Origin of the sequence: Burkholderia sp. Leaf177, assembly GCF_001424345.1 — a bacterium.
Classification (GTDB): Bacteria; Pseudomonadota; Gammaproteobacteria; order Burkholderiales; family Burkholderiaceae; genus Caballeronia.
In genome coordinates, this window is the sequence record NZ_LMPF01000025.1 from 451597 (window position 1) to 466167 (window position 14571).

Consider the following 14571-nt stretch of genomic DNA (forward strand, 5'->3'; position numbering starts at 1 on the left):
AGCTAAAGCGTGACAGTGAAGACCGATAATCTAGCGCGTTTGCGCGACATCGGCATTAATCGTCGGGAATCGTCAGGAATCGCCGGCAAGCAGGCGTTCGAGGCGCATGAGTTCGCCGAGCGACCACGCCTGGAATGACGTGCCGCCGGGTGTGTGCGGCGCGTCGCCGTCAGCGACTTCGGAGACGTGATCGAGCCCTGCCCGATGCAGATGCTCGTATAACGGCTTCAGGAAGCGCTCGCGGGCTTCTGCTTTCGAAGCCGGATTGTCCCGATGCACCCGCAACCACGCTTGCACGAACGCGCCGAGAAGCCACGGCCAGACCGTGCCCTGATGATAGGCGCCATCGCGTTCGAGCGGCGTGCCGGTGTACCGGCCCTTGTAAGCCGGGTCATGCGGCGACAAGGTCCGCATGCCCATTGGCGTGAGCAAAAGCTGCTCGCATTGATCGACAACGGCGCGCGCAGTTTCGTCGTTGGTAATCAGCGAAAACGGCAAGCCACCGACCGCAAAAAGCTGGTTCGGCCGAATTGAATGATCGATGTCGCCGGATTCGTGATCGGCATCCACGACGTCGTAAAGCGCGCCGCTGGCGGGGTTCGTGAAACGTTGTTGAAAGGCGTCGGTTGCACGCGCCGCGGATTCGCTCCAGCGAGGATTCCACGCGGCGGCAATACGCAATGCATTGATCCAGAGCGCCTGGACTTCAACCGGCTTGCCGATGCGCGGCGTCACAACCCAGTCGCCCACCTTGGCGTCCATCCATGTCAGTTGAACACCGGGAACCCCGGCGCGCAGCAGGCCGTCTTTCGGATCGGCGGCGATCTGATAGCGCGTCCCGTTCATGTAGCCTTCGAGGATTGCATCGACCGCGTTCTGCAAGCGATCCCGCGTTTTCTCCGCCGCGTGACCGGTTGCCAGATAATCATGCACGGCCACCACGAACCACAGCGACGCATCCACCGAGTTGTATTCCGGCGCGCCGCTATCCGGGAAACGATTTGGCAACATGCCTTCCGAGATCGTGCTGGACCATTCGAGCAGAATTGATTCGGCATCCGAAAGACGTCCCGATGCGATCATCAAACCACGCATTGCAATGAACGTATCGCGACCCCAGTCGGTGAACCACGGGAAGCCCGCGAGGATCGTGCTGCCCTCGTTGCGAGCGACAATGTAGCTATCGGCGGAACGTTGCAGCGCAGTGGGAAACGCTGCGCGGCGCGCTTGTTCCACGTCTGCCAGTTCGGCTGCGGTCTTTTGCGTGCCCTCGTTTGCGCTGAAAACAAGCACCGCTTCCCCGCGCGATAAATCGAAGGAAAAAACGCCGGGCGTTGCAAGGTCCTCGTTGAAATCCATGCCGCGTTCTCGTTCGACCGTATAGCAGAAATTGCGATACCAGTCGGGCGCGTGAACATACGATCCATTCGATTCCGCTATCACCGCGGGGACATCGCCATACGCTTGCCAGCGGATCTGATTGCCGTTCGCGATGTAATCGAAATTGAACGCGGCGTTCTCGTGATGCAGCGCGTGATAGTCGCGACCGGACATCAAAGGCCGCACTTTCAGCGTCAGCGCGCTGTTGTCCAGCCGCCATCGAAGCACCGTATTCGCGCTTTCCTTCGCGACAAATACTTCAGCGGTAAGGACCTGGGTCTCGTTGATTTGATAACGCCATGTCGGCCATGGCTCGGTACTGAATGAAAGCAGGCTCGCCGATATGTCCGGCCACACCGATCCTTCGCCGTAGCGTTGCATGGTAAGCGGAATACGCGTCGCGCCCGCTGCGTCTTCGAGCCATGCTTCCACGCCGTTCACCAGCACCATGCGTCCTCCAGGCGGTTGCGTGGCCGTGAGCAACAGCGCGTGGTAGCGGCGCGTACGCTCCGTGCCTGCTGTTCCGGAAGCGAAGCCGCCAAATGCATCGGCTTCGAGCCATTCGTCGTTGAGACGTCCTTCGCGAGCCGGGGAATCGATGCGTGTCATGTCTTCGGTTGTTGCCGGTAAGCCCTCAGTCCGTTCGCCGCCTGCGCCCGGATCCTGTTTTGCACAAACGATGTCCAGCCCAGCAGCAAGCCCTTGAAACCAAGCGCCTGACGGCTCCAGCTCCAGAGATCGAACGTATCGTGATGTTCGACGATCAGACCGTCGCGAATCATGAAGCGTGTTTGGATGCGATTCACGACCAACCGTCCCGTTTGTGAAAAGCGATACGTCGCGACGCAGTTTGCAGTCGCCGTTTGTCCGACCGATTTGATGTTGTCGAAGGTCAGCGAAAATTCCGCTGCCCGCGCAAGCAGCATGCGCCACATGTCACCGGCTTCACGGCCGCGCAGCACGCCGAACACGGGATCGCTGAACTCGATGTCGGGCGCATAACACGCGGCCATCGCCTCGGCGTCGGAACGCTGGAAGGCTTCGTAGAAACGCTGGATCAATGCGGCGTTCGGGTCCGTCATGTTCGGCCTTCAAGAGGATGGGTTGACCGCGACTACGAGAAGCTTAAACCATGAAGATCGATACAGCGTGAATGATCAGGCCGACCAGTCCGCCCACCAGCGTGCCGTTTACGCGGATGAACTGCAGGTCCCGGCCCACGCTCAGTTCCACGTCGCGCACGAGCGTGGCGTCGTCCCAGTTGCGCACGGTCGCGGCAATATGCTTCGCAATGCCATCGCGCAGTTCCGGCGCAAGCGATCGAAGCGCGTCGCGCATGTGCTCGTTGATCGATTCGCGCAACGCGGGATCGTCGCCGAGGGCGGCTGCAAACGATGACGCCGCGCCCGTCACCTTCTTGTTCAACGTGGAGTCAGGTTGCGCAAGATCGCGGCGCAGCCACTCCTTGAACTCGTCCCACAAGCCGTTCACGTAGGTCCGCAATTCGGGACGTTCGAGCCATTCGCGTTTGTGCTGGTCGATACGCGCGCGGAACGCCGGATCATTTTTCAATCGTTCTATAAACCCTTCCACCGAGCGGTCAAACGCCTTGCGGCGTTCGTGTTCAGGATCGTCGCTGATCTCGTGCAGCCATTTGTTCGCGCCGCGCACCAGTCCGCCGGCGAACTTGTTGCCGAGGTCTTCAGCGCTCAAGCCCACGAAACCCAGCATGCCGATAAGTTTCGGATATTCCTCGCCGGCCACTTCAATGATCTTGCCCGCGAGAATGCCCTGCACTTCTTCCCGGTCGAGCCATTGCGCAAGCTCGCGAAGGCCTTCGTCGAGGAGCATTTGATGACGACGATCCGCTGTCATGGTCGAGAGCAATCCGCCGACTGCACCCGCCAGATCGAACTGTTCGGCGCGACGTCGCAGCGCTTCGTGGAGCATTGTCTTAACGCGTTCATCGTCGATGAACTCCAGCATCTGGCTCGCCGCCGTAACCGCTTTCCTGCCGAGCAGAGCCGCGTTTGCAGGTTCGGCAAGCCATATGGCAAGACGGCCGGCGGGATCGAAGGCGTTCACGCGGGCGACCAGCGCGTCGGTGCCGAGGAATTTGTCGCGGACGAACTCGGCGAGGTTATCGGCGACGCGCGCTTTGTTGGCCGGGAGAATGGCCGTGTGCGGAATCGGCAAGCCCAGCGGATGGCGGAACAGCGCGACGACCGCGAACCAGTCGGCGAGCGCGCCGACCATCGCGGCTTCGGCGAAGGCGGCGACCCAGGCCCAGGCGCCAGCCTCGTGCTGGGTTTTTGCGAGCACGAACAGCGCGGCAGCCGCCAGCAGCAGGCCTGCGGCGAACCATTTCATTTTTCTGAGTGCGAGGGATTTGTCCTGCGTTGCCATTGCGGTTTTTGCATTTTTGTTGGTTGCACGAGGGCGTCAGCATACCAGCGGAACGATTCAGCTTTCCCGCAAGCCTTCACGTTGAAGTTGCTGCAACGCAGCCATCGCTTTGTCGGCGGATTCGATCGGCACGAACACGTGATCGTGATACGCCGCGGCCACGACATTGCAACTGACATTTGCCTTTCCGAGCGCGGCCGCAAAAGCCGCGGTCAGGCCGACCGCCTGCAAGTCGGAATGCACCGTCAACGTGATCCAGGCGGCGCGAAACATCGGTTTTATCCCGGCTTTCAGCGCCTCGGATTCTTCCGCGATGATGGTCAGGCCCTCGCGTTCGCGAAAGATCGCAATGGGCTCGATACCGGACAGATCGGTGCCGAACGGGACGCTTGCATAGATATAAACGCCCGGCTGCAATTCCGGCGACATGGTGGCGAGCAAGGTGTTGAGGTCGTAGACGGGTTGTGACATGAGTTGAATCTCCAGCGATATTTTTGTCCGCCAGCCAGCCGCGCGATTGGCCGATACACTCGCTTCATACAAACCCCGAGGAGTGACACGAATGATTTCCGATCGCAGCGAAGTGACTCGCATGATTCTCGCCGCCAAGGTAAGCAAAGGGCTCAAATGGGCCGATGTGGCGGAGAAAGTCGGCTTGAGCAAGGAATGGGTGACGGCCGGATGCCTCGGGCAAATGACGTTCTCCAAGGCGCAAGCCGAAGTTGTCGGCGGCCTCTTCGATCTGTCCGACGAAGCCGTCGCGTGGTTGCAGATTGTGCCCTATAAAGGCTCGCTGCCAACCGCCGTGCCAACCGATCCGCTGATCTACCGGTGGTACGAAATAGTGAGCGTTTACGGGACCACGATCAAGGAGCTGATCCACGAGGAATTCGGCGATGGAATCATGAGCGCCATCGACTTTTCGATGGACATCCAGCGCGAACCCGATCCCAAAGGGGATCGGGTCAACGTGGTTTTATCGGGCAAATTCCTGCCCTATAAAAGTTACTGAACTTCCTCGGCCGGAACCGCCGTGCCGCGCGCGAGCACCGGCCGCAACGCCGCGCCGGTATGGCTGCGCGGATTCCGCGAGAGCGTCTCCGGATCGGTCGAGGCCACGATCGATCCACCTTCCGTGCCGCCTTCCGGACCGAGATCGATAACCCAGTCGGCTTCGGCGATCACATCCAGATCGTGCTCGATCACGACCACCGAATGCCCGCCATCCACCAGCCTGTGAAGCACGCGGATCAACTTCGCCACGTCGGCCATATGCAGGCCGACCGTGGGTTCGTCGAGCACATACAGCGTGTGCGGCGCTTTTTGTCCGCGCCGGCCAATGTCGTCACGCACCTTCGACAATTCCGTCACGAGCTTGATCCGCTGCGCTTCGCCGCCTGACAACGTGGGCGACGGCTGGCCCAGCGTCAGGTAACCTAGCCCGACATCCTTCATCAGCTGCAGCGGATGCGCGATGCTTTGCATGGCCGAGAAGAACTCGACGGCTTCATCGATTTCCATCGTCAGGACTTCGCCGATGTTCTTGCCGCGCCACGTCACCGCCAGCGTTTCAGGGTTGAAGCGCTGACCATGACAGACGTCGCACGGAACCTTGACGTCGGGCAGGAAGCTCATTGCAATCGTGCGCACGCCCTGACCTTCGCACGCCGGGCAACGGCCGTCGCCGGTGTTGAACGAAAAGCGCGACGGCGTGTAGCCGCGTGCGCGTGACTCGAGCGTATCGGCGAACAGCTTGCGGATGGTGTCCCACATGCCGATATACGTTGCCGGACACGAACGCGGCGTCTTGCCGATCGGCGTCTGATCGACTTCCAGAACGCGGTCGATGGTCTCGAAGCCGGTCACTTCCGTGCAGCCTTGCCAACGATGCGTGACATCGAACTTCGGACGCGGCGCCTCGCGCGACAACACGCTCGAACGATTGCGCGCGGGCATGTCGGCTTGCGCGGTCTTGCGTGCGCGACGTGTTGCCGGCGACGACAACACAGAGCGGCCGACGGCATCGAGCAAGTTGGTCATCAGCACATCGCGCGCGAGCGTCGACTTGCCGGAGCCGCTTACGCCCGTGATGGCAATCAGACGTCCGAGCGGCATGCTCGCGGTGACGTTGCGTAGATTGTGCAGCGTCGCGCCGTGCACCGTAAGCCAGTTCTCGGGCGTCGCCGCGCGTTTTGCGGTCGCCGTTTTGACATCGCGGCGCGGTTGCAGCGGATGCTGGATCGGGTTCGCGAGGAACTGTCCCGTGAGCGAATCAGGCTGTGCAGCAAGGTCGGCAACACCGCCTTGCGCCACGACCGTACCGCCGCGTTTGCCCGCTCCCGGACCAATGTCGATGATGTGATCCGCGCGGCGAATCGTATCTTCGTCATGCTCCACGACGACCAGCGTGTTGCCTTTATCGCCGAGCTTTTTCAGTGCATCCAGCAGGATCTTGTTATCGCGCGGATGCAGCCCGATAGTCGGTTCATCGAGCACATAACACACGCCCTGCAGGTTGCTGCCGAGTTGCGCTGCAAGGCGGATGCGCTGCGCTTCGCCGCCCGACAACGTAGGCGCGGCGCGATCGAGACTTAAATATCCGAGGCCAACTTCTTCGAGGAATTGCAGACGTCCCTCGATTTCGCTCACCACGTCGCGCGCGATATCCGCGTCACGTCCCTTCAGTTTCAGCTTGTTGATCCAGCCGCGTGTGGCAGTGACCGTCCATCGGCCGACTTCGGTGATCGGCTGGTTGCCGAACGTCACCGCGCGCGCCACTTCATTCAAGCGCGTGCCTTCGCAATCCGGGCATGGCTGATCGCCGACATCGTCAGGTTCCTGTTCCGCCGATGGAATCGTTTGTTCCCGACCGCGAACGTCTTCCGATAGCAAGGTGTCGTCGTAGGCTTCGCGCTGCTCGCGCGTGAGCTTGACGCCCGTTCCCACGCACGTGTGGCACCAGCCGTGCTTGCTGTTGTACGAGAACATGCGCGGATCGAGTTCGGGATAGCTCGTGCCGCAAACAGGGCACGCGCGTTTGGTCGAGAACACGCGGATTTCGCCAACGTGCTTCGTGCCATTCTTGCCGCCGTTGAGCGCGCCGTGCAGGTCATCCAGCGGCGCAAGCAAATGCATCACGCCCTTGCCGAGTTCCAGCGTGTCTTCGAGCATCTTCCTGAGCGATGCTTCGTCGTTCACGCTGACGATCAGATCGCCGACCGGCAACTCGATGGTGTGTTCCTTGAATCGGTCGATCTTCGGCCACGGATCGACGGACAGGAACTCGCCGTCCACGCGAAGATGCGTATGACCGCGTGTTTTTGCCCACTTCGCGAGGTCGGTGTAGATCCCCTTGCGGTTCACGACGAGCGGCGCGAGCAAGCCGATATGCTGGCCCTTGAAGTCACGCAAGATTTGCGCAACGATAGATTCAGCACTTTGCGCGGTCACAGGCGCGCCGTCGTGCACGCAATGCTGGATGCCGAGCTTCACATACAGAAGCCGCAGGAAATGCCAGACTTCCGACGTGGTCGCGACCGTACTCTTGCGTCCGCCGCGCGACAAACGCTGCTCGATCGCAACCGTCGGCGGGATGCCATAAACGGCATCGACTTCAGGACGCCCTGCCGGTTGAACGATGGAACGCGCGTATGCATTCAACGATTCAAGGTAACGACGCTGTCCTTCGTGGAAAAGGATATCGAACGCCAGGGTCGATTTCCCCGAACCCGATACGCCCGTAATCACGTTGAACTTGCCGTGCGGAATATCGACGTCGAGCGACTTCAGGTTGTGCTCGCGTGCATTAACAATACGGACTACATCCTCGCCCTGCAACGCACGCCGCGCAGCCGCGACTTCGGCCGCGAGTTGCAGCGGTACGCCCGACGCGCGCTTCTGCGCAGCGCCCGGCGCCATGGCTTCTTCGTAGTCGAGCAAGGCCTTGCCCGTATGCGATTGTTCGCATGCCGAAACATCTTCGGGCGTACCCACGCAAACCACCAGGCCGCCTGCATCGCCACCTTCCGGACCCAGGTCGATGATCCAGTCGGCAGCTCGGATCACATCGAGATTGTGTTCGATCACGATCAACGAATGACCGCGTTCGAGCAGGCGCCGAAGCGCTTGCATGAGCTTGGCGATATCGTCGAAATGAAGACCCGTGGTGGGTTCGTCGAACATGAACAGGCGGCCCGGCTTGTTGCCGCTGGCTTGCGCTGTTTCCGCAAGGAAACCCGCCAGTTTGAGGCGCTGCGCTTCGCCCCCGGACAAGGTCGGAACGGGTTGCCCGAGCTTCACGTATTCAAGTCCCACGTCCACGATCGGCTGCAACACGCGCAGCACTTCCTTGTCCTTTGCAAAGCATGCAACGGCTTCGCTCACGGTCAGGTCGAGTACATCGGCGACGCTCAGCGACCGGCCATCGCGTTCAATTTGTACGTCGAGAATTTCCGCGCGATAACGCCGGCCGTCGCAATCCGGGCAACGCAAATACACGTCGCTCAGGAACTGCATTTCGACGTGTTCGAAGCCCGAACCGCCGCACGTCGGGCAACGGCCATCGCCCGAGTTGAAGCTGAACATGCCAGCGCTGTAACCGCGTTGCGCAGCCAGCGGCGCCTTCGCGAACAGCTTGCGGATTTCATCGAATGCGCCGACGTAGCTTGCCGGATTCGAACGCGCCGTGCGTCCAATAGGCGACTGGTCCACGAAGATCACTTCGCTCAGTTCGTCCGCGCCTTTGAGCGCGCGGAAAGCGCCGGGCGTTTCCGTGGCCTTGCCGAAATGACGCAGCAAGGCCGGCGCGAGCACGTCCTGAATCAGTGTCGATTTACCCGAGCCGGATACACCCGTCACGCACACCAGGCGCTGCAACGGAATCTCGACTGTAACGTCGCGAAGATTGTGCTGGGTCGCGCCTTCGAGCACGAGCCGTGGCGTTTTTGCATCGACTGCGCGACGCTGCCAGTTCGACGCATGCGCCACGTGCTTGCGACCGCCGAGGTACGCGCCGGTAAGCGTATCGCTGTGTTCGATATCGTTCGGCGATCCGTCGTACACAATCGAGCCGCCGCGTTCGCCCGGACCCGGACCCATGTCGATAAGACGATCCGCCGCGAGCATGACCGAAGGATCGTGCTCGACCACCACCAGCGTATTGCCTGCGTCGCGCAGCCGGTGCATGGCCTCGACAATGCGGTTCAGGTCGCGCGGATGCAAGCCGATGCTCGGTTCATCGAGCACGAACAGCGTGTTGACGAGCGACGTGCCGAGTGCGGTCGTCAAGTTGATCCGCTGCACTTCGCCGCCCGAAAGCGTGCGGCTCTGGCGATCCAGCGTGAGATAACCCAGGCCGACATCGCAGAGATATTTAAGGCGCGTGCGGACCTCGTTATGCAAGAGCTTGAGCGCGTCGTCGAGCAACGTGCTTGGCAACGTCAGCGAATCGAAGAAGCGGCGAATCCGCTCGATAGGCATCAGCATCAGATCATGCAGCGTAAGGCCGGGCAGCGCTTCGAGTTGAGGACGCGACCATTGCACGCCAGCCGGCAGGAAACGATCAGCCGGATCCAGCACGGCGTCCGCCTGTTCCTTCGTGCCGAGACGCCACAGCAGCGCTTCGGTCTTGAGCCGCGCGCCCTCGCACACCGGACATTTCGTATAGCTGCGATATTTCGACAGCAACACGCGGATATGCATCTTGTACGCCTTCGATTCCAGATAATCGAAGAAGCGCTGCACGCCATACCATTGGTTTTGCCACTTGCCGGTCCAGTCGGGCGAACCGTCGATGACCCAATCGCGTTCCTTCTGCGTCAGCTCGCTCCATGGCACGCCGAGCCGAATGCCGGCCTTCGCGCCGTAGCGCAGCAGATCATCCTGGTTCTCTTGCCACGCGGGCGTCTGCATGGTCTTGATCGCACCGCCGCGCAGGGTCTTGCGTTCATCGGGGATCACGAGGCCGAGATCCACGCCGATCACGCGGCCAAATCCACGGCATGTTTCGCATGCGCCGTACGCCGAGTTGAACGAGAACAATGCGGGTTGCGGATCGGCGTAGCGGATATCGCTTTCGGGGCTATGAAGTCCCGTGGAGAAACGCCACGTGGGCACATCGTTTGGCTTGTCGGCATCTTCGGCGCCGGGCTCCGGCAACACGTACACGTTCACGCGCCCCGTGCCGCGCAACAACGCGCCTTCGATAGCCTCGAGCGCCCGCGACCGCTCCGTGTTCTGCAAGCGGAACCGGTCCGCGACGACATCGAGCATCTGCCGGCCGTCCTGATGCCGCTTGGCCTGAACACGCGTATAACCGCTCGCGGAAAGCCATTGCGCGACTTCTTCATCGCTCGCGGATTCGGGCAACTCGACCGGAAACGTGATCGCAATCCGCGGATCATTCGCCTTCGTGCGTTCGAGCAACTCGACGTAGATGGTCTCCGGCGTGTCGTGCCGGACCTGATGCGAGGTCTTTTTATCGAAGAGCTCGGCGGCGCGCGCGTAGAACAGTTTCAGGTGATCGTTCAGCTCGGTCATCGTGCCGACGGTCGAGCGCGAACTGCGCACGGGATTCGTCTGGTCGATGGCAATGGCCGGCGGCACGCCATCCACGCGATCCACTTGCGGACGATCCATGCGGTCGAGAAATTGCCGTGCATAGGCGCTGAACGTCTCGACATAGCGACGCTGGCCTTCGGCGTAGAGCGTATCGAAAACGAGGCTCGATTTTCCCGAGCCGGAGGGACCGGTCACCACGGTCATCTGGCCCGTGTACAGGTCCAGGTCGATGTTCTTGAGATTGTGCTGGCGAGCGCCGCGAATGCGGATTGCGTTGTTGGATGCCAATTTTTCCTAACCGGTTCAATGAGTTAGATCGTCCACCAAAGCGTCCGTGCGGTGCTGGACTCCTGCAGGAGCCGCCGCGATCCGGTGCGCTGTGGTGCGATAGCTGCGGATGTATCCGATACTGTACACCCGTACAGTGTTTTCGGCAGACTGGAACCGGCGCTCGAATGGACCTACGACACGAATGGCAGCTTTACATCGCGGGCCGCATCGAGCATCGAGACGGTGATCTTCCGAACTTCCAGCTTGCTCTGGGTGATATGCGCTCGCAGCAAGATGGATGCCTCGGTCAGGCGTTTGCGTTCGATCAGATGCAGCATGGTCGAATGTTCGTCGTAGGTCGCGCTGGTCCGGTGCGGCTTGAGAAAATCGAGGCGCCGCACAATGCGAATGCGTTCGGTCACGTCGTTATGCACGCGGACCATTTCAGCGTTGCCGGTAGCGGCCACCACTTGCCGATGAAAATCTTCGTCCATGCCGAACATCTTCACGGCATCGGATTCGCGCGTTTGCGGTTCGACGCACCAGATTGCTTTCAGTGCGTCGATGGCTGCGCGCGCCGCGTCGCCGCCCGCGGTCATTCGTTCGAGCGCGGCGAGTTCCAGCACGATGCGCAGATCGTAAAGTTGATCCATCTGATTGAAGTCGATCGTCGCCACTTTCCAGCCGCGCCGAAAACCGACTTCGAGGTAACCTTCGCGTTGCAGACGAAACAGCCCGTCGCGCATGGGCGTGCGCGAGACGCCGTAATACTGGGCGATTCCATTCTCCGAAAAACGGTCGCCCGGAAACAGCCGGAAGTTGAAGATGTCGTTCTTCAATCGCTGATAGACCTGTTCGGCAAGCGGATTCGCCGCGTTCGGCTCGACGGTTTCAATAGCCGCTTCAATCGTGTCTTCCTGCATTCGCGCTCCCATTTTTTCTTATTATCGGCGTTTCAGGGTTCGGGAATCAGGCTGACGTGCGCGGCGACGATTTTCCAGTTGGCGTCATCGCCAATGCGCGCCCAGCTTTGCATCTGCCGCCCGATCATGACGGTGGCGTCGCTCGTGAACTCGGTACTGACGGTTGCAAAGTCATGACCGAACGTCGTGACGATGGTCCGATGCAACTTGCGCGAAACAGGAACCGGCGCGCAAGTCTCGCGCCATTCACGAATGGCGTCGCCGCCGTGCTGGATTTCAGCAATGCCGTAACGCACCGTCTCTGGAGCATTCCAGAACAGCGCGTTCATGGTTTTAATATCGTTCGCAACCAGCGCACGTTCGTATTCGACAAACGCCGCACATACTTCGGCAATGACTTCGGGCAAATTGATCTCGACGCTCATGGCTTGCCTTTATAGGTCCGTTCGGGCGGCGCAAAACCGCAAGACGTGCCGTCTGTGACCTTGACCCCGTCTTCCCAGGGCAGGCGATATTCACCATGCACCATGTCATGCATGAACGTGTATGGGCAATCCTGCGCACCGCCTTTAACGGCCACGTAGCCGCGATGCCCGAACTGATAGATGTTATTTTCGACGCCCCAATTAACGCGCGCTTCACGAACGAGGTCGGGCCGCATTTCACACGTGATGATTTCATCCGGCCGATGACTGCCGTCCACCATCACCGTGCCATCGAAATCACAGAACATGCCTTCGCCCATCGAATCGAAACTGCCATCTGTTCCGCAAAGACACACGCTCGCCGTTTGCGCGAGGTTCTGGAACGCGTTGGACTGGTTCGTGATTCGCCACGCGTGACGTATAGGCGCGGTGTAGCCCGCTGTACGCAAGATGATTTCCGCGCCCTTGTAGGCGGCTTCGCGCGCCATCTCGGGAAACATGCCGTCGTGACAAATGATCAGCGAAAGAACCGCGCCCTTCGGTCCAATGCACACCGGAACCCCTATATTTCCAGGCTCCCACGGCTCGACCGGCACCCACGGATGCAGCTTCCGGTAATAGAGTTTGATCTCGCCCGTATCGTCGATGATCAATCCGCTGTTGTACGGATTGCCGTCCGGATTGTGCTCCATGATCGAAAAACAGCCCCAGATCTTGTGCTCGATACACGCCGCCTTGAACGCCGCCACTTCGGGACCGTCGAGCGTGCACATGATGGCGTCATCGGTGCGCATGGAGAGACCATGCAGCGCATATTCCGGAAACACGACCAGGTCCATGGAAGGATTATTACGTCGCGCCTTGCCGACCATCGCCACGATTTTCTGCGTCTGCGCGGCAAGTTCCTGCGGTGTCGATACGTCCGGATTTTGCAATTGCACGAGACCAATCACAATGCCGTTCGGCGACTTGTTCAATCCGCCCAATCCACTCGAGCTCATTCAATGACCTCCTTCAAAGGTTCGGTAGCGGGCGCATTGTGCGTGACGGTATCGCCATGTCCCGCCATGTAGTGACCGAGCGTCGCGCGATCGGCGTTTGCCGCGTACGTCTCGTACACGAGTTCGCCCTCCGCGATTACGGTAATGCGGTCAGCCAGTTCCAGCAGTTCATCGAGGTCCTCGCTCACCAGCAAGACGGCGGCTCCCGCATCGCGCGCGGCCATGATCCGCGCGTGAATATCCGCCACCGATGCAAAGTCGAGACCGAACACCGGGTTCGCGACGATCAGCACATCCACCGGTTGACCCAGCTCGCGTGCAAGCACTGCACGCTGCACGTTGCCGCCAGAAAGCGTGCCGATGGCGCGTTCGGGAAGCGGCGGCCGTACATTGAATTCGCCGATGAGCTGTGCAGCGCGATCTCGCATGGCGTGGCGGTCGAGACGCCATCCGCCGCGGCGCAGCGGCGCACGATCGAAGTCTCGGAGTGCCAGGTTTTGCGCGACACTCATGCCCGCCACGCACGCGTTCTTGAGCGGCTCTTCGGGGATCGCGAAGACACGTCGTTGCGTCATCTCTTCACGCGTTGCGCGATACGCGCTGCCCGCGACTTCCATCTCGCCGGCCTTTACGCGGCGTTGCCCGACAAGCGCCTCGACCAGTTCCTTCTGCCCATTCCCCGACACACCCGCGATGCCGAGGATCTCGCCCGCGCGTACTTGAAGCGATGCGCGTTTGACTGCGGCGTGGCCGCGATCGTCGTCGACGGAAAGCATACTGATCGCAAGGCGAATCTGCCCCGCAGCGTTCACCGGTTTGCGCGCGACGCGTTCGGCATTGACCGCTTCCATAACGGCGGTGTCGCGCGTTTCGCCGGCGCCCATCATCAGTGCCGCCAGCGCGTCGCGGCTGGTTTCCGACACCGCGCTCGTACCCACCTGGCGGCCTTTGCGAAGCACGGTGACATCGTCCGCGTAGGCCATCACTTCGCGAAACTTATGCGTGATCATCAGCACGGTCAGTTCGCCACGCGTCGTCAGATCGCGCATCAGGCCCAGCACTTCATCGGCTTCCTGTGGCGTGAGAACGGACGTGGGTTCATCGAGAATAAGGAAACGCTGCTTCAAATATAGCTGCTTGAGAATTTCAAGTTTCTGTTTTTCGCCAGCCGCGAGACCCGAGACCGGCGCGTCGAGCGGCAAGCGAAACGGCATACCCTGCATGAACGCGCCGAGCGCCGCACGTTCTGCTTTCCAGTCTATCTTCCAGGGAAGGCGGCCACGCGCGAGCAACAGATTTTCTTCCACCGACAAACCCGATGCCAGCGTGAAATGCTGATACACCATGCCAATCCCGAGGCTTTGAGCATCGCGCGGCGAGTTGATGTGAACCTCACGATTGCCCGCTGAAATCTGCCCTTCATCGAGCACGCCATACCCTACGAGGCCCTTCACCAGCGTGCTTTTGCCCGCACCGTTCTCGCCGAGCAACGCGTGCACCGTGCCCGCGCGGACCTTGATCGAGACGTTGTCCAGCGCGCGAAATGCGCCGAACGATTTGCTGGCGTTGTGTATCTCCACACCCAGCGCATGCGATGAAGTGGACATG

Annotated in this window: 10 protein-coding genes; 1 reads left to right on the forward strand and 9 read right to left on the reverse strand. The window is 60.6% G+C overall.

What is annotated here, in order from left to right:
• Positions 1–72 precede the first annotated feature (72 nt).
• From ASG35_RS28620 to ASG35_RS28635, 4 genes are all read right to left on the reverse strand, one after another.
• Positions 73–1989, reverse strand: a complete 1917-nt coding sequence (locus tag ASG35_RS28620) for an amylo-alpha-1,6-glucosidase (RefSeq protein ID WP_056365743.1) — start codon at positions 1987–1989, stop codon at positions 73–75.
• Positions 1986–2462, reverse strand: a complete 477-nt coding sequence (locus ASG35_RS28625; RefSeq protein WP_056365746.1) for a nuclear transport factor 2 family protein — start codon at positions 2460–2462, stop codon at positions 1986–1988. Before ASG35_RS28625 ends, ASG35_RS28620 begins: the two co-directional genes overlap by 4 nt.
• Before the next feature lie 43 nt (positions 2463–2505).
• Positions 2506–3750, reverse strand: coding sequence for a DUF445 domain-containing protein (locus ASG35_RS28630; RefSeq protein WP_235527758.1), 1245 nt, complete (start codon positions 3748–3750; stop codon positions 2506–2508).
• A gap of 93 nt (positions 3751–3843) precedes the next feature.
• On the reverse strand, positions 3844–4257 hold the full coding sequence (locus ASG35_RS28635) for an ACT domain-containing protein (protein WP_056366140.1): 414 nt from the start codon (positions 4255–4257) through the stop codon (positions 3844–3846).
• 91 nt (positions 4258–4348) lie between these two features.
• On the opposite strand from ASG35_RS28635, the gene cynS reads away from it, so the two are divergent.
• Entirely contained in the window at positions 4349–4798 is a 450-nt protein-coding gene (gene cynS / locus ASG35_RS28640) for a cyanase (RefSeq protein WP_047846007.1), read from the forward strand.
• Here cynS and uvrA read toward each other — a convergent pair.
• From uvrA to ASG35_RS28665, 5 genes are all read right to left on the reverse strand, one after another.
• On the reverse strand, positions 4792–10632 hold the full coding sequence (gene uvrA / locus ASG35_RS28645) for an excinuclease ABC subunit UvrA (protein ID WP_056365752.1): 5841 nt from the start codon (positions 10630–10632) through the stop codon (positions 4792–4794). The genes cynS and uvrA overlap by 7 nt on opposite strands.
• Before the next feature lie 173 nt (positions 10633–10805).
• Positions 10806–11537, reverse strand: a complete 732-nt coding sequence (locus tag ASG35_RS28650) for a GntR family transcriptional regulator (RefSeq protein WP_056366143.1) — start codon at positions 11535–11537, stop codon at positions 10806–10808.
• Positions 11538–11569: 32 nt separating this feature from the next.
• The gene (gene hpxZ, locus ASG35_RS28655) at positions 11570–11962 is read right to left on the reverse strand and encodes an oxalurate catabolism protein HpxZ (protein WP_056365755.1); all 393 of its coding nucleotides are present in this window, start codon (positions 11960–11962) and stop codon (positions 11570–11572) included.
• Positions 11959–12963 (reverse strand): formamidase, encoded by a 1005-nt coding sequence (locus tag ASG35_RS28660; protein WP_056365758.1) that lies wholly within the window; start codon positions 12961–12963, stop codon positions 11959–11961. The genes hpxZ and ASG35_RS28660 overlap by 4 nt, the downstream gene beginning before the upstream one ends.
• Positions 12960–14570 (reverse strand): ABC transporter ATP-binding protein, encoded by a 1611-nt coding sequence (locus ASG35_RS28665; RefSeq protein ID WP_056365761.1) that lies wholly within the window; start codon positions 14568–14570, stop codon positions 12960–12962. The genes ASG35_RS28660 and ASG35_RS28665 overlap by 4 nt, the downstream gene beginning before the upstream one ends.
• Position 14571 lies beyond the last annotated feature (1 nt).

Coding starts and splice junctions, on each gene's coding strand:
- ASG35_RS28635 (WP_056366140.1), bottom strand. CDS start 4,257: ATGTCACAACCCGTCTACGACCTCAACACCTTGCTCGCCACCATGTCG.
- ASG35_RS28630 (WP_235527758.1), bottom strand. CDS start 3,750: ATGAAATGGTTCGCCGCAGGCCTGCTGCTGGCGGCTGCCGCGCTGTTC.
- ASG35_RS28650 (WP_056366143.1), bottom strand. CDS start 11,537: ATGCAGGAAGACACGATTGAAGCGGCTATTGAAACCGTCGAGCCGAAC.
- ASG35_RS28660 (WP_056365758.1), bottom strand. CDS start 12,963: ATGAGCTCGAGTGGATTGGGCGGATTGAACAAGTCGCCGAACGGCATT.
- ASG35_RS28625 (WP_056365746.1), bottom strand. CDS start 2,462: ATGACGGACCCGAACGCCGCATTGATCCAGCGTTTCTACGAAGCCTTC.
- ASG35_RS28665 (WP_056365761.1), bottom strand. CDS start 14,570: ATGTCCACTTCATCGCATGCGCTGGGTGTGGAGATACACAACGCCAGC.
- hpxZ (WP_056365755.1), bottom strand. CDS start 11,962: ATGAGCGTCGAGATCAATTTGCCCGAAGTCATTGCCGAAGTATGTGCG.
- ASG35_RS28620 (WP_056365743.1), bottom strand. CDS start 1,989: ATGACACGCATCGATTCCCCGGCTCGCGAAGGACGTCTCAACGACGAA.
- cynS (WP_047846007.1), top strand. CDS start 4,349: ATGATTTCCGATCGCAGCGAAGTGACTCGCATGATTCTCGCCGCCAAG.